The sequence below is a fragment of the Micromonospora sp. NBC_01638 genome (assembly GCF_045209745.1).
Lineage (GTDB): Bacteria > Actinomycetota > Actinomycetes > Mycobacteriales > Micromonosporaceae > Micromonospora.
The window spans coordinates 6,273,376-6,289,722 of record NZ_CP109273.1 but is presented as its reverse complement, the minus strand read 5'-3'; the positions used below and the strand labels follow the sequence as shown (position 1 = coordinate 6,289,722).

Here is a 16,347-nt window from a genome sequence, read left to right as displayed (position 1 = left end):
CGCATGACCACGCTGGCCGAGCAGCCGGACGTCGAGCGGGCCGAGCCGGCCCGTCGGCCGAACCGGTTCCGCTCCGACCGCACCACCATCTACCTGCTGCTGCTGCCATCGCTGCTGCCGATCCTGGTGCTGTCGGTGTTCCCACTGCTGCGCGGCATCTACCTCGGCTTCACCGACGCCCGGGCCGGGCGCAACGTCGAGGTGAGCTTCACCGGTCTGGCCAACTACCGGGAACTCCTCGGCGACGAGCTGTTCTGGAACTCGTTCAAGATCGGGCTGCTCTGGGCGTTCGGGGTGACCGTGCTCCAGTTCCTGCTCGCCCTCGGGCTGGCCCTGCTGCTCAACCAGCAGCTGCGGTTCCGAGGCGTGGCCCGGGTGCTGGCCGTGGTGCCGTGGGCCATGCCGCCCGTCGTGGTCGGCATCCTCTGGAAGCTCGTCTACCACCCGGACGCCGGGCTGATCAACGAGTTCTTCCACCAGATTGGCGCCGACGGGCTGCGGACCAACTGGCTCGGCGACTTCAGCACCGCACTGCCCGCCGTGATCATCGTCGGGGTCTGGGCCGGCATGCCGCAGACCACCGTCGTTCTGCTCGCCGGTCTGCAGGGGGTGGGCCGCGAACTGCACGAGGCGGCGGCGGTGGACGGGGCCAGCACCTGGCACCGGTTCCGGCACGTCACGCTGCCCGCCCTGGCCCCGGTGATCGTGGCGATCACGTCGCTGGACTTCATCTGGAACTTCAACTCGTTCGGCCTGGTCTACGTGCTGACCGCGGGCGGGCCGGGCGGCAAGACGATGCTGCCGATGCTCTTCGCCTACGAGGAGGCGTTCCGCTACGGCAACTACGGCTACGCCGCCGCGCTCGGCAACGTGATGGTCGTGCTCATCATCGCGCTGCTCGCCGTCTATCTCCGGCGCCGGCTGAGGGAGGCGAACTGACATGTTCGGAAAACCGAGCCGCACCGGGCGGGTGCTGCAGTACGTGGCGCTCGCCGGCTATCTGATCTTCCTTGGGTTCCCGCTGCTCTGGCTGCTCTCGACGGCGTTCAAGCCACCGCGGGAGCTGGTGCGACTGCACCCGACGTTGATCCCGGACAACCCGACGGTGCAGAACTTCGTCCAGGCCTTCACCGAGCAGGAGCTGGGCCGGGCGGCGCTGAACAGCCTCCAGGTCTCGCTCGCCTCGGCGGTGCTGACCGTGCTGGTCGCCATGCCGGCGTCGTACGCGCTGGCCCGGTTCCGCTCCAAGCTCGGCACCGCGGCGCTGGGCTGGGTGCTGCTGTCCCAGCTCTTCCCGTTCGTGCTGCTGATCATCCCGATCTTCCTGGTGCTGCGGCAGGTCGGCCTGGCCAACACGCACGCCGGGCTGGTGCTGATCTACGTGGTGTGGGCGCTGCCATTCGCGCTCTGGATGTTGCAGGGCTTCGTCCGCAACATCCCCCGGGAGCTGGAGGAGGCCGCCTCGGTGGACGGCGCGAGCCGGGTGCAGATCCTGCGGCGGGTGGTCTTCCCGCTGCTCGCCCCCGGCCTGGTCGCGACCGCACTGTTCTCCTTCATCTCGGCCTGGAACGAGTTCTTCTTCGCGCTGGTGCTGATCAAGACCCCGGACCTGGCCACCCTGCCGGTCGCGCTGGCCCGGTTCGTCGGCATCGAGGGCACCGCCCGACTCGGGCCGCTGGCCGCCGGCTCACTGCTGGCCACGCTGCCCAGCCTGATCTTCTTCGCGTTCATGCAACGCAGGCTCTCGTCCGGGTCGCTCGCCGGCGCGGTCAAGGGCTGACCATCCCCCACCCACCACCAAGGAGGTACCCCCCATGCTCCCTACCCGATTTCGTCGACTGGCCGCGGCCACCGCGGTCGCGGTCGTCGGCCTCGGCGCGCTCGCCGCGTGCAGTGACGGCGGCGACGAGGCCACGTCCGGCCCGGTCAAACTGCGCTTCCTCAGCCTCGCCTGGCAGAAGGAGTCGCTGCAGGTCAACAAGGACCTCGTCGCCAAGTGGAACACCGAGCACCCCGACATCCAGGTCGAGTACGTCCAGGGTGACTGGAACTCGGTGCACGATCAGTTGCTGACCTCCTTCGAGGGCGGCGACGCACCGGACATCGTGCACTACGAGGCGTCCGCGATCGGCGAGTTCAGCAAGCAGGGCTACCTGGCCGACCTCTCCGGGCTGGTCTCCGGCGACCTGAAGGGCCAGATCGATCAGGCCATCTGGGACACGGCCACCGTCGACGGCAAGGTCGCCGGCGTGCCGTTCCTGTTGGAGTCGCAGGTCGTCATCGCCAACAAGAAGCTGCTCGACGCCGCTGGCGTGGCGGTGCCGCCGGCCGACGGCGGCTGGACCTGGGACGAGTTCCAGGGCAACGCGCAGAAGCTCACCAAGCCCGGCCAGTACGGCGTGGCGTGGGCGTTGAAGTCGCCGACCAACCGGGTGCTCAACCTGGCGCTCAACTACGACGGGAAGTTCTTCTACACCGAGGGCGGGCGCACCGAGGTCCGGGTCGGTGACGCGGAGAAGGAGATCCCGAAGCGGATCCACGACATGATCTACACCGCGAAGTCCGCGTCCCCGGAGGCGCTCGGCATGAGCGGCGCCGACACCCTGCCCGGCTTCTTCGGCGGCAAGTACGCCATGCTGCCCGGCTCGGTGTCGCTGCGTCAGCAGATGGTCGAGCAGGCGCCGGCCGGCTTCGAGTGGGTCACCCTGCCGCCGGTCAAGGGGCTCTCCACCAAGCAGGCGGCCAACCCGCAGACGCTGTCGGTCTCCGAGGACTCCAAGAACAAGAAGCAGGCCGCGCAGTTCCTCGAGTACTTCCTGAACCCGACCAACATGGCCGCGCTGGCCAAGGGTGACTGGCTGGTTCCGACCGGCAAGCAGGCCAACGAGGACCTGGTCAAGCTCACCGCCGGCAAGCAGGGCTGGGACGTCGCCGCGGACAGCGCCGCGGACCTGACCGTCGCCCCGTTCCAGCAGGCCGACGGCTACCCGGAGTGGAAGACCAAGTACGCCACCCCGGCTCTCCAGCAGTACTTCGCCAACAAGATCACCCTCGATCAGCTCGGTACGCAGCTGGTCGACGGTGGCAAGCAGGTTCTGAGGTAGACATGTCACTCTTGCTCGACACATCGGTCGGCTGCCTGGTCGGCGCCGCGGTCGGAGACGCCCTGGGCGGCGCCACCGAGACGGCACTGCCGGAGCAGATCCGCGCGCGGTTCGGCGGCTGGGTCGAGGGCATCGTGCCCCCGTACCACGCCGACTGGGCCACCGCGCGACCGCTCGCGCCGTACCACAAGGGCGACGGGCACATCACCGACGACACGTTGATGACCCACGCCCTGGTCCGCGCCTACGCGGCCAAACGGGACCACCTCGACGCGTACGACGTGGTGGAACTGCTGGTCCCCGATCTGATCGAGCGGGTGGTCTACATCCCCGACCTGGAGCGGGACGGGGTGACCTTCCACCGGCTCGCGGCCGCCGAGCGGTGGCTGGTCACCCGCCTGCACCACGCTCACGCGGACCCGCGTGAGGCCGGGGTCGGCAACATCGTCAACTGTGGTGCGGCCATGTACATGGCCCCGGTCGGCATCGTCAACGCGGGCGATCCGGCCGGGGCGTACGCCGAGGCGGTGGAGATCGCCGGGGCGCACCAGCACAGCTACGGGCGGGAGGCCGCTGCCGTCTTCGCGGCCGCGGTCGCCGCGGCGGCGACCCCCGGCGCGGGCGTCGAGGACGTCGTCACGGCGGCGCTGGGCCTGGCCCGGGACGGCACCCGGGCGGCCATCGACGCGGTGGTCAAGGAGGCCCGGAGCCACCACGACTGGAAGCAGGCGATTCCGGCGCTGCGCGCCGCGGTCGCCCCCTACGACACGGTGGGGGAGGAGTACCGGAGCCCCGGGCTCGGCGCGCGGCGGCCCAGCCGGCTGCACGCCATCGAGGAGCTGCCGGTGGCCATCGGCATGCTCGTGGTGGCCGGCGGTGAGTTCCGCCCGGCGGTGCTCGGCGCGGTCAACTACGGCCGGGACGCCGACTCCACCGCCACCATGGCCGCTGCCATCGCCGGGGCGCTCGGCGGTGCCGCGGCGGTGCCGGCGCAGTGGTCCGAGGTGGTCGCCACCGCCTCCAAGACCGACCTGGTGGAGCCGGCCCGGGTCCTCGCGGCCGTGGCCAGCGAGGTCTTCGAGCGGGACCAGGCCCGGTTCGCCCGGCGGGCGGAGCGCTTCGCCGGGCTGGCCGGTGGCGGAGGCCGGGCCGTGGCGGACGCATCGGACGGGGTGTCGACCCGGTGAGGATCACCTGGGTTCAACCGGAGGACCTGCTGCCGCACGAGTTGGCGTCCAGCCGCGACGAGGGCCGCGACGTCGCGGCCCTCGCCCGGCGGTGGTCGGCGGCCGGCGGGGACCTGGCCCCGCCGGTCAGTGGGGCGTCGTCGACCCCGGCGTCGCCGGCGCTGCGGGCGCTCGCGGCGGAGCTGTTGGACGCCGCCGACGCGCTGCCCGCGGTGGCCGCCGACGACGAGCCGGACGACCTGAACGCGCTCCGGGCCGATTGGCCGGCGACCTGGTCGCTGCCGACCGACGTGACGCACGACCGGCTGCACGGCGCGTGGCTCGGCCGGGCGGCCGGCTGCCTGCTCGGCAAGCCGGTGGAGAAGATCCCCCGGGAGGGGATCCGGGAGATCCTCACCGCGACCGACCGGTGGCCGCTGCGTGACTGGTTCACCGCGAAGGGGCTGCCGGCCGAGGTCGCCGACCGCTGGCCGTGGAACCGGCGCAGCGCGCCGACCAGCCTCGCCGAGAACATCGACGGCATGCCCGAGGACGACGACCTGAACTACGCGCTGCTGGCCCTGCGGGTGCTGGAGACGCACGGTCGCGACTTCACCAGCGCCGACGTGGCGCAGGCGTGGCTGGACTGGCTGCCCGGCGGGCGGGTCTTCACCGCCGAGCGGGTGGCGTACCGGAATCTGTTGCTCGGGTTCGCTCCACCGCAGAGCGCCCGTCGGCACAACCCGTTCCGGGAGTGGATCGGCGCGCAGATCCGCACCGATCTGTACGGCTGGGTCAACCCCGGCCGGCCGGACCGGGCCGCTGAGCTGGCCTGGCGGGACGCCACCGTCAGCCACGTCCGGGGCGGGGTGCACGGCGCGATCTGGGCCGCCGCCCTGGCCGCCGCCGCGCCGGTCGCCGGGAGCGTGGACGAGGTGCTGGACGCCGGCGAGGCGGTGCTGCCGCCGCGCAGTCGGTTCACGGCTACGGTCCGCGAGGCCCGCGCACTCGGTGCGGGGACCGACGACTGGGAACGCGTGGTCGACGAGCTGTACGTCCGGCACGGCCACCTGCACTGGGTGCATGTGCGCAACAACGCCGCGCTGGTGGCCGCCGCGCTGGCGTACGGCCGCGGCGACCTGGAGCGGTCCATCACCGCGGTGGTCAGCGGCGGCTGGGACACCGACTCGACCGGCGCGACGGTGGGCGCGGTCACCGGTGCGCTCACCGGGGCGTCCGGGCTGCCGACGCGGTGGGTCGCCCCGCTGCATAACCGCCTGGCCAGCAGCATCGCCGGCTTCGACGGGATCGGCTTCGACGAGCTGGCCGAGCGGACCCGGGCCCTGGCCCAGCCGGGGAGCGGTTCGTGAACCAGCACCGGTGTACGGAAAGGAGCGCGGCATGAGCGCGCGCGTGGCGGTGGTGGGCAGCAGCAACCTGGACCTGGTGGTGACGGCATCGCGGCTGCCCCGCCCCGGCGAGACGGTGCTGGGCGAGAACTTCCGGACCGTGCCCGGCGGCAAGGGCGCCAACCAGGCGATCGCGGCCGCACGGGCCGGTGCCGCCTGCGACTTCGTGGGCGCGGTCGGCGACGACGAGTTCGGTACGCAGATGCGGACGAGCCTGGTCGGCGCGGGGGTCGACGTTCGCGGCCTGCGGACCGTCGCCGGTCCCTCTGGCATCGCACTGATCGCCGTCGACCGGGACGCGGAGAACTTCATCGTGGTCGCACCCGGCGCCAACGGCACGTTGACCGAGCTGGACGCCGACGACCGGGCGACGATCGCCGCGGCGGACGTGCTGCTGCTCCAACTGGAGGTGCCGCTGGCCGCCGTGGTCCGGGCGGCCGACTGGGGCCGGGCGGAGGGCACCACCGTCGTGTTGAACGCCGCGCCGGCCGCCGTGCTGCCGACAGAGCTGCTCGACCTGGTCGACGTGCTGGTGGTCAACGAACACGAGGCGGCGGTCGTGGCCGGGGTCTTCTCCGACGACCCGCCGGTGCTGCTCGACGCCCTGGTGGAGCTGGTGCCCCGGGTGGTGCTGACCCGCGGCGCGCGCGGTGCCGCGTACGCCGACCGGCGCGGTCTGCGCCTGACGGTCCCGGCCCCGCGCATCGACGCGGTGGACACCACCGCGGCGGGTGACGCCTTCACCGGCGCGCTCGCCGTGGGCTGGGCCGAGCGCGGCGGCGCCAGCACCGAAGACACCGTCACGGCGAGCCTGCGCTGGGCGTGCGCTGCCGGTGCGGCCTGCGCTCAGCGTCCCGGCGCGTCCACCTCCCTGCCCGAGCGGTCCGCCATCGACGCCCTCTACGACGCGACCTACCGAGGTACCCCGTGAGCTTCAGCCCGTACGTCCCGCGCCCGATCGACCGGCCGACGGAGGTGCCACTCGGCGGGCACGCCGACCTGACCACGCTGGACGAGGCGAAGATCTTCGCCACACCGGACGACCCGGCCGACTGGCCGGCCTGGCGGGAGCAACTCACCCGCTGGCGGGCCGATGCCAGGGCCCGGATCGGCTACACCGGCGCGCACTACGACGAGATCGCCGGCGACTGCTTCAGCGTCTGCCTGGCCTGGCTCTGGGACGAGGCGCTCTATGACCACGAGCGCGGTGTCTTCACCGTCGCCGAGTTCCTCGACGCGGCCGGACGGGACTTCGGGGGCTTCGACGGGGTGGTGCTCTGGCACGCGTACCCGGTGGTCGGCCTGGACGACCGTAACCAGTTCGACTGGTACCGGGACGTGCCGGAACTGCCCGAGGTGGTGCGGGCGTTTCAGGAGCGTGGGGTGCGGGTCTTCATCGACTACAACCCGTGGGACACCGGCACCCGCCGCGAGCCGGGCAGCGACGCCGAGGAGGTCGCGGCGCTGGCCGGCAAGCTCGGCGTCGACGGAGTCTTCCTGGACACCCTCAAGGAGGGCGCCGGAGAGCTGCGGGCCGCGCTGGACGCCGTCCGCCCCGGCATGGTCCTCGAAGGCGAGAGCCGGGTCCCGCTGGCCCGGATCGCCGACCACGCGATGTCCTGGGCGCAGTGGTTCGCTGACTCCGAGGTGCCCGGCGTGCTGCGGGCGAAGTGGTTCGAGCGGCGGCACGTGCTGCACCACACCCGCCGCTGGCACCGCGACCACCTCGACGAGTTGCACTCCGCCTGGCTCAACGGCGTGGGGGTGCTGGTGTGGGAGAGCGTCTTCGGCGTCTGGGTCGGCTGGAACGACCGGGACCGGGCGGTGCTGCGGGCGATGCGCCGGGTGCAGGCCAGCCACGCGGCGTGGTTGCGCGCCGAGGACTGGGTCCCGCTCGCCGACCACCCCGGCGCGGGCCAGGTGTACGCGTCCCGCTGGACGCACGACGACGAACCACTGTGGACGGTGGTGAACCGGGGCGCGGACCACGACGGACCGTGGCTGGTCACCGAGGCCCGGGCCGGCCGACGCTTCGTCGACCTGGTCACCGGCGCCGAGCTGAGCGTCACCGAGACCACCGACGGTCGGCTGGCGGTGGGCGGGCCGCTGCCGGCCGGCTCCATCGCCGCCGTGGTGGTGACCGGCGCCGCCGCGCACCGGCACGAGCCGCCCACCGGTGACCCGTCCTTCCCGGCCCGCGCCGCGGTGCGCGTCCGGACTCCGTGGGCACCCCGGCCGCAGGTGCCGGGAGGCATGACCGCCGTCGAGGCCGGCCGCCGGGAGCTGGTGGTCCGGCACCGGGTGCGGGAGACCGGGCTGTACGGCGAGGCGCCCTACGTCGACGAGTGGAAGCCACTGCCGCCCCGGCTGCACCACACCGGCACGCTGCGCCGCAGCGTCCGGCTCGAACGGTTCGCCATCGCCACCTACGAGGTCACCCACGGCGAGTACGCCGAGTTCCTGCGCGCCACCGACTACCGGCCGGTGCGTCCCGAGCGGTTCACCGCGGGGCGCGGACCGGCCGACGCCGCGGTGACCGGGGTGGAGTTGGCCGACGCCAGGGCGTACGCGGCGTGGGCCGGGCTGCGGCTGCCCACCGAGGACGAGTGGCAGGTGGCCGCCGAGGCGGGACTGCTCGTCCGCCGGGAACCGCTGGTGTGGAACCTGACCGAGAGCGAGCACTCCGACGGGCGTACCCGGTTCGCCATCCTCAAGGGCGGCGCCGGGCACCGGGCGGACGGCTCCGACTGGTACCTCGACGGCGGCCCGCAGCCCGCAAACGTCTCGGTGAAGCTGCTGCTGACCGGCGCCGGGCTCACCCGCTCCGAGCAGGTCGGCTTCCGCTGCGCCGCGGACCTGGTGCCCGACCCTGCTGTGGCGCCCGAGACGGTGGAGGTGACCCGGTGACCGCGCCCCTGGACGGGATCAAGGTCGTCGACCTGGCCACCCTCTTCGCCGGGCCGCTCGCCGCGGCGTTCCTCGGCGACTTCGGCGCCGACGTGGTCAAGGTGGAGCACCCCGCCAAGCCGGACCCGTCGCGGGGGCACGGCCCGGCCCGCGACGGCGTCGGGCTCTGGTGGAAGGTGCTCGGCCGCAACAAGCGGACCGTCACCCTCAACCTGTCCGATCCGGACGGCGCCGCGCTGCTGCGCCGGCTGCTCGCCGACGCCGACGTGCTGGTGGAGAACTTCCGCCCGGGCACGCTGGAGCGGTGGGGGCTCGGCCCGGCCGAGTTGCACGCGGTCAACCCCCGGCTGGTCATTACCCGGATCAGCGGTTTCGGGCAGGTCGGCCCGTACGCCCGCCGGCCCGGCTTCGGCACCCTCGCCGAGGCGATGAGCGGCTTCGCCGCAGCCACCGGGGAGCCGGACGGCCCACCCACCCTGCCCCCGTTCGGGCTGGCCGATTCGGTGAGCGCGCTCGCCGCCGCGTACGCGGTGATGCTGGCCCTGCGGGCCCGGGACGCCACCGGTGTCGGGCAGGTGGTGGATCTCGCCATCATCGAGCCGATCATGGCGATGCTCGGTCCACAGATCACCTGGTACGACCAGCTCGGCTACATCCAGCCCCGGCTGGGCAACCGGTCCAACAACAACGCCCCGCGCAACACCTATCGGTGCGCGGACGGGCGCTGGGTGGCGGTCTCCACCAGCGCACAGAGCATCGCGGAGCGGGTGCTGCGGCTGGTCGGCCGACCCGAGCTGATCGACGAGCCGTGGTTCGCCACCGGCAGTGGCCGAGCGGCGCACGCCGACGAGTTGGACGCCGCGGTGAGCGCCTGGGTGGCGAAGCGGGACCGGGACGAGGTGGTCGCCGCGTTCGAGGCGGCGCAGGCGGCGGTCGCGCCGGTCTACGACGTGCGGGACATCCTCGCCGACCCGCAGTACGCCGCGCTGGGCACCGTGCACAGCGTCCCGGACGAGGAGTTGGGCGAGGTGCGGATGCAGAACGTGCCGTTCCGGCTCACCGACACGCCGGGGGAGATCCGGCACGCCGGCCGGCGGCACGGCCAGGACACCGACGCGGTGTTCGGCGCGCTCGGCCTGAGCGCCGACGAACTGGCCGCGCTGCGCGAGCGGGGCGTGCTCTGATGCTGCTCAGCTGGCTCTACGTGCCCGGCGACCGCCCGGACCGGTTCGCCAAGGCGGTCGCCTCGGGTGCTGACGCGGTCATCCTCGACCTTGAGGACGCCGTCGTCGCCGGGCGTAAGACGTACGCCCGGGACGCTGTCGCCGAGTTCCTCGCCGAGGTGCAGCCGGTGCCGGTGCAGGTCCGGGTCAACGAGCTGACCGGGCCGGACGTCGACGCCGACCTGGCCGCGGTGTCCGGTCGGCCCGGGCTGGCCGGGCTGCGGCTGCCGAAGGTGGAGTCGGCCGCGACGGTGGCGGCGCTCGCCGACCGGGTCGACGTGCCGCTGCACCCGCTGGTCGAGTCGGCGCTCGGGCTGGAGGCGGCGTACCCGATCGCGTCCGCCCACCCCGCGGTGGCCTCGATCGGGCTCGGCGAGGCCGACCTCCGCTCGGACCTCGGGGTGAGCGACGACGACGGGTTGCTCTGGGCGCGAGGTCGGGTGGTGGTGGCGGCCCGCGCCGCCGGTCTGGTCCCGCCGGCGATGTCGGTGTACGCGGACGTCGCCGACGTCGCCGGTCTGGCCGCCTCCTGCGCGGTGGGTCGGCGGCTCGGCTTCCTCGGCCGCGCGGCGATCCACCCGCGCCAACTGCCGGTGATCGTCGAGGCGTTCCGGCCGGCCGATCGGGAGGTGGCCCGCGCCGCGGAGCTGCTGGCCGCGGTGGCCGAGGCGCACCGACGGGACTCGGGGACGGTGGTGCTGCCGGACGGCCGGTTCGCCGACCGGGCGATGGTCGCGGCGGCCCGACGCACCGTGGACCTGGCCGCCCGCTACACCGCCTGAGCGTCGCTGTCGGCGGGCTCGGCGTTGCCGCCCCGGGACCACGGCCGCGGCCAACGCGGTGGTCGCCGACGACGAAGGGCCGGGCCCCTGGTGGGGTCCGGCCCTTCGTGGTGTGGTGCTCGTGTGGTGCGTGGCGCGGTGGGTCAGCTGGTGGCGTAGCCGCGGGTGGCGATCCAGTCGGCGAGGCGCTCGGTGGTGATCTCGTAGGAGGCGGTGTTGGGGTCGGCGGAGTCGGCGATCTTCACCACGTTGCCGCCATCGCGGTAGCCGACGACGCTGATGTAGTGCCCGCCTTCGAAGGAGTGCACGTCGCCGTTGGTGTCGACGCTGGTGCCGGCGATGTTGGCGACCATGGCGCGGCCGTCGTCGACGGTCTTGACGATGTCGGCGCGCAGGGTGTCGGTCTGCTTGGTATCAGCGGCGGGGGTGCTGATCTCGACGCTGCGGTAGGCGTCGTTCTTACCGGTTTCCTTGTTCAGGACCGGGGTGATGTCGTTGATGGAGTCGGTGCCGGCCTCGGTGGTGCCCATTTCCTTGGCCATGGCGTCGATGCTGATGTCCTTGCCCTGCACGCTCAGGGCGTTACGGGCGGCGGCGGGGCCGCAGTAGTAGAAGTTCGGCTGCGCCTCGTAGCGCACACCCAGCTGACGCTCACCGGCGGGCTTGCGGTCGGTCTGGGTCTGGGTGGCGGGCTTGGCGTCGGACGCGGCGTAGGCGGCGGTGACGGGGCCGGCGATGGCGCCGCCGGTGAAGGCGAGCCCAGCAGCGGTCAGAGCGGTCTTACGGATCAGATCGGTACGCATGATGGCGTGCTCCTCTGCATCGGGGGTGTCCGCACGGCACTCGACGGGGATGCGACCGTGCGAAGAAGTTCAAGGGGATCTGCCCGGCGGCTCGGGGGCCGGCGTCGGGTGTCTCAGGGGGATGTAACCGTGGCGGCCCGGCGGGTGTTCCCGGCTGGGGCGCCGCACACCAAAGCCCGGGGGCTACGGCGGCATGCCAGGTATAACGACCCGGGCCGGCCCACGATTCCACCCTGAGGGTGGCCCCGACCACGGGACGGCCCATCCCAAACGGGACGAAGCCCCCGGCCCGTCGCGGGCAGACAACCCCGGTTCCGCCCGCTCCGCATCCCGAACCGGACACCACGCCCACCCACCCGCCCACGTCGACCGGCATCCAGCCGCGCACTTTCCAGGGAAACTGCTGCCTGCCGACGCGCCGAGGCCACACCTTCAGGGAAAGTGCGCAGATCTAGGAGGCCCTAGCCGCGCGCCGGCCGGCGGGCGGGCGGGGTTGGCGTTGAGCGTGATGACTCTGAGGCATCAATATGACTCTGAGGCATCACGCTCAACCGTGCGGGTATCCCGCCGCCGTCGACACCCGGACTGTCGGTCTCCCAGCCGGGCTCGCTTGCCCGCGAGGTCTGGGTGACCGGTGACGTGACGTCGCGGGCGTAACGGGGGCCGGTGGGCGTGACGGGGCCGGCGGGCGTGACGCGGGCTGCTGGGCGTGACGCGGCCGCGCCCGTGAGGGGGTGCGCGTGTGTGACGGCGGGGTGAGGGTGGTGCACGCCTGCGGCGACGCCTCCCCGACGGTCAGCGAGCTGGTGCGACACATCGGGTAGGCGTCGAAGTTCAGGTCTTCCGCGCCGTACGCCGGTTGCCGAACGACTCCATGGTGGTCGCCTTCTTGGCCGGCGCCGTGGTGGCGGACGTGGTGCGGGCCCGGGTCGGCGCGGCCTTCTTCGCCGGTGCCTTCTTCGCCGGGGCCCTCGCCGTGGGTGCCTTCTTTGGTGGTGCGTTCTTGGCGGCGGCCGCCTTCGCCGTCGGCCTGCGGCTGGGCGAGGCCGTGGTGGCGGAAACGTCCTTCTTCCGGGCGACGCGGGGCGTGGTCGGCGTGGGCTTCTCGCCGGGCGTCTTGGCTGCGCTCGCGCCGGTGGCCCGCTTCGTGGCAGCGGCGACCTTCTTGGCCGCCACCTTCCGGCTCGGCGGCATCTTCGTCGCCCCGGTGGCCTTGGTGGGCCCGGGCGATCTGCGTGCCGGGACGGTTATCCTGCGTGGGCTCATCCTCGCTCCTCCTCGGGTCTCGCCGGCATCGCCAGCGCTGCCGGACGACGGACGTGGCGGGTCGCCTGGGCCCGATCGGCGAGGTCTTCCCGCGCCTCCGGCCGCCAAACGCGGGACGGAAGGGCCGCGTCCAGCAGCCCGGACGGGTCAGTGCGGTCGGAACGCGCAGGTGGGGCAGCCCGACGCGTCGGACTGCCCCACCTGTTCAGGACTTGTGTCAGAACCCGAGCACGGACCGACCCCCGACCACCGGCAGCCGCAGCTCACTGTCGTTCGGTGCGACCCGCAGTTCGGTGCCACCCAGCGGCAGCAGGGTGTACTCCTGATCGCTGGAGAAGACGACCACACCGATGCGGTGGCCCGCCGGGAAGATGTAGTCCTTCGGCTCCAGGGTCCACCGGTAGTCGTACAGCTTGCCCTGTTTGACCGGCTCGGTGCGCGCGGCGCTCTTGCGGTTCTGCGGGTCCATCCAACCCCGGGTCACCACCGTCGGCGCGGCAGTCGACCCGGCCGGGCCGTAGTCGACGAGGTACGCGGTGAGGTTCGCGTCCGGTTTGTTGTCGATCGCCATCCGCAGCCGCATCTCTGGACGTCCGGAGATGCGGACGCTCTGGGTCAGCGCGGGGGAGCGGTAGGCAAGTCGGTTCGGGCTCGCCGTGTCCGGGTTGGCGACCAGGGTGTCCGGGTGGATGGTCCGGCCCTCGTCGACGAAGCTCTGCTCGACCTTGCCCTTCGGGGGCTTGCCCGTGGTGAGCGCGCCCGGGGCGGTGGCGTCGGTGGCGGCGAACCGCAGCCCGACCTCATGCGCGGCCGGGTCGGGCCAGTTGGCGTACGTGGTGTAGGCGCGGTCCTCGCGCTGCAGCACCGCCGTCGGCTCGTCCATGATGCCGTTGCGCACGTTCCACAGCCAGAAGTCGAACCAGCGGTTCTCGGTCTGCTTGTACGTCCAGGTCTGCCCGCTGGGCAGGGTCACCGAGGCGCTGCTGCCCGGGCCGCCATGCGCACCCTGGTGCAGCCAGATCTTGCGCGGTACGTCGCGCTTGGCGAGCTGGTCCCACCAGCCGGCGAAGTGATCGGTCTTCACGTTCCAGTCGTTGAGGCCGTGCACGACGAAGACGCTCGCCTTGACGTTGCGGGCGTCGAGGTAGTCGCGATCCCGCCAGAAGTCCGAGTAGTCGCCGGTGACCCGGTCCTGCTTCTCGGTGATCGTCGTGAGCTCGTCGGCGCAGGGCCCCTCGGCCCGCGCCTGCCCAGCGGTGTACTGAGCCAGGATGTCGGTGTCCTCGCCCTGGAACGTCCCGGGTGCGACGACCAGACCGTTGGCCCGGTAGTAGTCGTACCAGCTGCTGATCGCGGAGACCGGCACGATGGTCTTGAGTCCCTTGACGCCGGTGGTGGCCACCTGGTTGGGCAGCGTCCCGTTGTAGGAGACGCCGGTCATGCCGACCGCGCCGGTGGTCCAGCCGGCGGTGACCGGGGCGCCGTTCGCGTCGTACCCCTTCGCCCGGCCGTTCAGCCAGTCGATGACCGCCTTGGTGCCGAGCGTCTCGGCCTGGTCGCCGCTGGTCGGGCAGCCGTCCGAGTCGCCGGTGCCGACGCTCTGACCAAGGACCACTGCGTACCCGCGTGGCACGTAGTAGTCGTCCAGCGAGCCGGGCAGGTTGGCCTTCGCCTTCGCCCGCTGCGCCTCCACGTCGGGCGCCCGCAGCCCGGAACGGTTCGTCGAGCCGTTCTGCGGCAGGTCGTCGACCAGCACGCTCGGGTACGGCACGTCGCCCCAGGTGCCCTTGCGGTACGGGCTGTGCTCGAAGATGACCGGCACCTTGAAGCCCTGCGTGGCGGTCTCCCGGGGCCGGGAAATGTCGATCGCCACCCGGTCGAGCCGGCCGTCGTGATCGGTGTCCAGGGGCGTCTGGACGAACACCCGCTCCTCGATCGCGTCGGCGAGCGAGAACACCGGCTGGGTCATGCCGTCGCTGACCACGATGCCGGTCGGTGGGGTCGCCGCAGGCGGGGCGGCCGTTGCCGCCGGAGCTGCGCTCAGCAGTAGTGCGCCGGACACAGCGACGCCAAGTAGTGCCAAGGGGGTTCGACGCACGCGCGTTTCCCTTCGGTCGGACTGGTTGCCGGGGTCGGCCGGGGGTGGATCCCGAAGATCCATTCGTGCCCATGCTAGGTCCGGGCCCGCCGTCCCGTCGATTCCTTCGAAGGCGCATTCATCCACATAAGACGCGCCGCCGGGAAGCCCGTCTCGCCGCGGACCTGGTGCCCGATACTTCTTTCGCCGGAGGTGTCGATCCGGCGGGGCCTCGTTCGTCGTGACGGCAGCACGTGACGCCGAGACGAGAGGTGCGCTCATGACGTCCTTGACCACTGCCCCCGACAGGGCGGTCTCCGCCCGGCGCCGCCGAACCCGGTACCTCCTCGGTTGCGGCACGGTCGCCGGCATCCTCTTCCCGGCCCTCTCATTCGGGCAAGCCTTCACCCGACCCGGGTTCGACCTGCGCCGGCACGCGCTGAGCTCGCTCACCCTCGGTGACCTCGGTTGGCTGCAGTTCATCGCGTTCGTGGGCACCGGCCTGCTGGCCGTCGCGTTCGCGATGGGCCTGCGGCGTGCGCTTCGACCAGGCCGGGCCGCCACGGTGGGGACGCTGCTGGTCGGCCTGTACGGGGTCGCGATGGTCGGCGGCGGGGTGTTTGTCCCCGATCCCGCGCTCGGCTGGCCACCGGGAGCCCCGGCGGGGCTTCCCGAGCAGGCCAGCACGGGCAGCATCCTGCACACGGTCTGCGGCGCGGCGGCGTTCCTGTCGCTGATCGCGGCCGGTCTGCTGCTCGCCCGGCGGTTCGCCGGGCAGGGGCGACGGGGCTGGGCGGTTTACAGTGCCGCCAGCGGCGTCGTGGCGTTCGTGCTCACCGCGCTGCCGTGGAGCGACGAGAGCGCGAGCTTCCGCTTCGCTGTCGGAGCGGTGATCATCTCGGGTTGGCTCGTTGCCCTCTCCTGGCGAGCGCGCGAGGAGGTGGCCTCGCGTCAGCTATGACCACGACGGCGGGGGTGGGCCAAATGCGCGACGACCGGCCCGCACAGCCAGAGTGGCGAGGGCAGCGTTGGCGCCACCACCAATCACAGCGCCGATACCGAACGGTGCCACTCGACCGAGAACGATGATTCCCTGCTTGGTCCCGAACTTCGCGCGTGTCCAGACGCGAGTGGCTGAACAGATCGAGCACGTGGTGCGAGCGGGTCGGGTCGCCACAGTGACGGGCGGCCGCCGTGTACTCACGGGGCTGACGTCGGCGTCGGAGTTGCCGCGCCGATCACACCGCCGAAGAAGACCAGGACCGTGAGCGCGATCATCGGACCGACGAAGACGTAGCCAAGGATCAGACCCGTCACGGCCATGCCCCGCCCGGACTTCATGCCGTTTCGAGTCTCGTAGAGGCCAACGTGGCCGAGGATGACCGCGAGGATGCAGGGCAGCCCGAACAGGCACCAGCCACCGAGGACGCCGAGGACGCCGAGGACCATCGACGCGGTGGCGGTGCCGGACGAGGGCGGGGCCTGCACGACGACCTGGGACAGCAGCGGGTGGTAGTGGACCGGATGAGGGCTGGCGGGAACGGCCGAGATCGGTGGCTGCGGGCGGGTCGGGTCGTATCCAGGCTGGTATGACACAGCGGTATCCCTCT

The 16,347-nt window shown here is 72.4% G+C and carries 14 protein-coding genes; 10 read left to right on the top strand and 4 right to left on the bottom strand.

Translation table 11 applies throughout. The features are described from left to right. Positions 1–3 precede the first annotated feature (3 nt). Genes OG811_RS29380 through OG811_RS29340 form a run of 9 tightly spaced genes read left to right on the top strand, consistent with a single transcriptional unit; the run spans position 4 to position 10,591 of the window. Positions 4–939 carry a sugar ABC transporter permease gene (locus OG811_RS29380; RefSeq protein ID WP_355174927.1) on the top strand — a complete coding sequence of 312 codons (936 nt, stop codon included), beginning with the start codon at positions 4–6 and terminating at the stop codon, positions 937–939. 1 nt (position 940) lies between these two features. Continuing rightward, a complete protein-coding gene (locus tag OG811_RS29375) occupies positions 941–1,780 on the top strand; it encodes a carbohydrate ABC transporter permease (protein WP_406070379.1) in 840 nt (279 codons plus the stop codon). Between the two features lie 34 nt (positions 1,781–1,814). Continuing rightward, positions 1,815–3,104, top strand: coding sequence for an ABC transporter substrate-binding protein (locus tag OG811_RS29370; RefSeq protein ID WP_406070378.1), 1,290 nt, complete (start codon positions 1,815–1,817; stop codon positions 3,102–3,104). Between the two features lie 2 nt (positions 3,105–3,106). Then, on the top strand, positions 3,107–4,291 hold the full coding sequence (locus OG811_RS29365) for an ADP-ribosylglycohydrolase family protein (RefSeq protein ID WP_406070376.1): 1,185 nt from the start codon (positions 3,107–3,109) through the stop codon (positions 4,289–4,291). After that, positions 4,288–5,640 carry an ADP-ribosylglycohydrolase family protein gene (locus OG811_RS29360; RefSeq protein WP_406070375.1) on the top strand — a complete coding sequence of 451 codons (1,353 nt, stop codon included), beginning with the start codon at positions 4,288–4,290 and terminating at the stop codon, positions 5,638–5,640. The genes OG811_RS29365 and OG811_RS29360 overlap by 4 nt, the downstream gene beginning before the upstream one ends. A gap of 31 nt (positions 5,641–5,671) precedes the next feature. Beyond that, a complete protein-coding gene (locus tag OG811_RS29355) occupies positions 5,672–6,610 on the top strand; it encodes a ribokinase (RefSeq protein ID WP_406070374.1) in 939 nt (312 codons plus the stop codon). Continuing rightward, positions 6,607–8,586: an SUMF1/EgtB/PvdO family nonheme iron enzyme gene (locus OG811_RS29350; protein WP_406070372.1), complete on the top strand. Its 1,980-nt coding sequence runs from the start codon at positions 6,607–6,609 to the stop codon at positions 8,584–8,586. The genes OG811_RS29355 and OG811_RS29350 overlap by 4 nt, the downstream gene beginning before the upstream one ends. Then, positions 8,583–9,770 (top strand): CaiB/BaiF CoA transferase family protein, encoded by a 1,188-nt coding sequence (locus OG811_RS29345; RefSeq protein ID WP_406070370.1) that lies wholly within the window; start codon positions 8,583–8,585, stop codon positions 9,768–9,770. Before OG811_RS29350 ends, OG811_RS29345 begins: the two co-directional genes overlap by 4 nt. Next, positions 9,770–10,591 (top strand): HpcH/HpaI aldolase/citrate lyase family protein, encoded by an 822-nt coding sequence (locus OG811_RS29340; RefSeq protein WP_406070368.1) that lies wholly within the window; start codon positions 9,770–9,772, stop codon positions 10,589–10,591. The genes OG811_RS29345 and OG811_RS29340 overlap by 1 nt, the downstream gene beginning before the upstream one ends. A gap of 143 nt (positions 10,592–10,734) precedes the next feature. Here OG811_RS29340 and OG811_RS29335 read toward each other — a convergent pair whose 3' ends face one another. The 3 genes from OG811_RS29335 to OG811_RS29325 form a co-directional block, all read right to left on the bottom strand. Beyond that, complete coding sequence (locus tag OG811_RS29335) at positions 10,735–11,394, bottom strand: C39 family peptidase (protein WP_406070367.1); 660 nt, start codon at positions 11,392–11,394, stop codon at positions 10,735–10,737. A gap of 834 nt (positions 11,395–12,228) precedes the next feature. Then, positions 12,229–12,660: a hypothetical protein gene (locus tag OG811_RS29330; protein ID WP_406070366.1), complete on the bottom strand. Its 432-nt coding sequence runs from the start codon at positions 12,658–12,660 to the stop codon at positions 12,229–12,231. 217 nt (positions 12,661–12,877) lie between these two features. After that, positions 12,878–14,758, bottom strand: coding sequence for a Xaa-Pro dipeptidyl-peptidase (locus OG811_RS29325; RefSeq protein ID WP_406070364.1), 1,881 nt, complete (start codon positions 14,756–14,758; stop codon positions 12,878–12,880). Between the two features lie 259 nt (positions 14,759–15,017). On the opposite strand from OG811_RS29325, the gene OG811_RS29320 reads away from it, so the two are divergent. Continuing rightward, complete coding sequence (locus OG811_RS29320) at positions 15,018–15,698, top strand: DUF998 domain-containing protein (RefSeq protein ID WP_406070362.1); 681 nt, start codon at positions 15,018–15,020, stop codon at positions 15,696–15,698. A 239-nt stretch (positions 15,699–15,937) separates the two neighbouring features. Here OG811_RS29320 and OG811_RS29315 read toward each other — a convergent pair whose 3' ends face one another. Beyond that, on the bottom strand, positions 15,938–16,333 hold the full coding sequence (locus OG811_RS29315) for a DUF4190 domain-containing protein (RefSeq protein WP_406070361.1): 396 nt from the start codon (positions 16,331–16,333) through the stop codon (positions 15,938–15,940). Positions 16,334–16,347 lie beyond the last annotated feature (14 nt).

Bases quoted from the DNA above. Each gene is read 5' to 3' on its own strand.
- OG811_RS29375 (WP_406070379.1), top strand. From the start codon at position 941: ATGTTCGGAAAACCGAGCCGCACCGGGCGGGTGCTGCAGTACGTGGCG.
- OG811_RS29330 (WP_406070366.1), bottom strand. From the start codon at position 12,660: ATGAGCCCACGCAGGATAACCGTCCCGGCACGCAGATCGCCCGGGCCC.
- OG811_RS29335 (WP_406070367.1), bottom strand. From the start codon at position 11,394: ATGCGTACCGATCTGATCCGTAAGACCGCTCTGACCGCTGCTGGGCTC.
- OG811_RS29355 (WP_406070374.1), top strand. From the start codon at position 5,672: ATGAGCGCGCGCGTGGCGGTGGTGGGCAGCAGCAACCTGGACCTGGTG.
- OG811_RS29380 (WP_355174927.1), top strand. From the start codon at position 4: ATGACCACGCTGGCCGAGCAGCCGGACGTCGAGCGGGCCGAGCCGGCC.
- OG811_RS29320 (WP_406070362.1), top strand. From the start codon at position 15,018: ATGACGTCCTTGACCACTGCCCCCGACAGGGCGGTCTCCGCCCGGCGC.
- OG811_RS29365 (WP_406070376.1), top strand. From the start codon at position 3,107: ATGTCACTCTTGCTCGACACATCGGTCGGCTGCCTGGTCGGCGCCGCG.
- OG811_RS29340 (WP_406070368.1), top strand. From the start codon at position 9,770: ATGCTGCTCAGCTGGCTCTACGTGCCCGGCGACCGCCCGGACCGGTTC.
- OG811_RS29370 (WP_406070378.1), top strand. From the start codon at position 1,815: ATGCTCCCTACCCGATTTCGTCGACTGGCCGCGGCCACCGCGGTCGCG.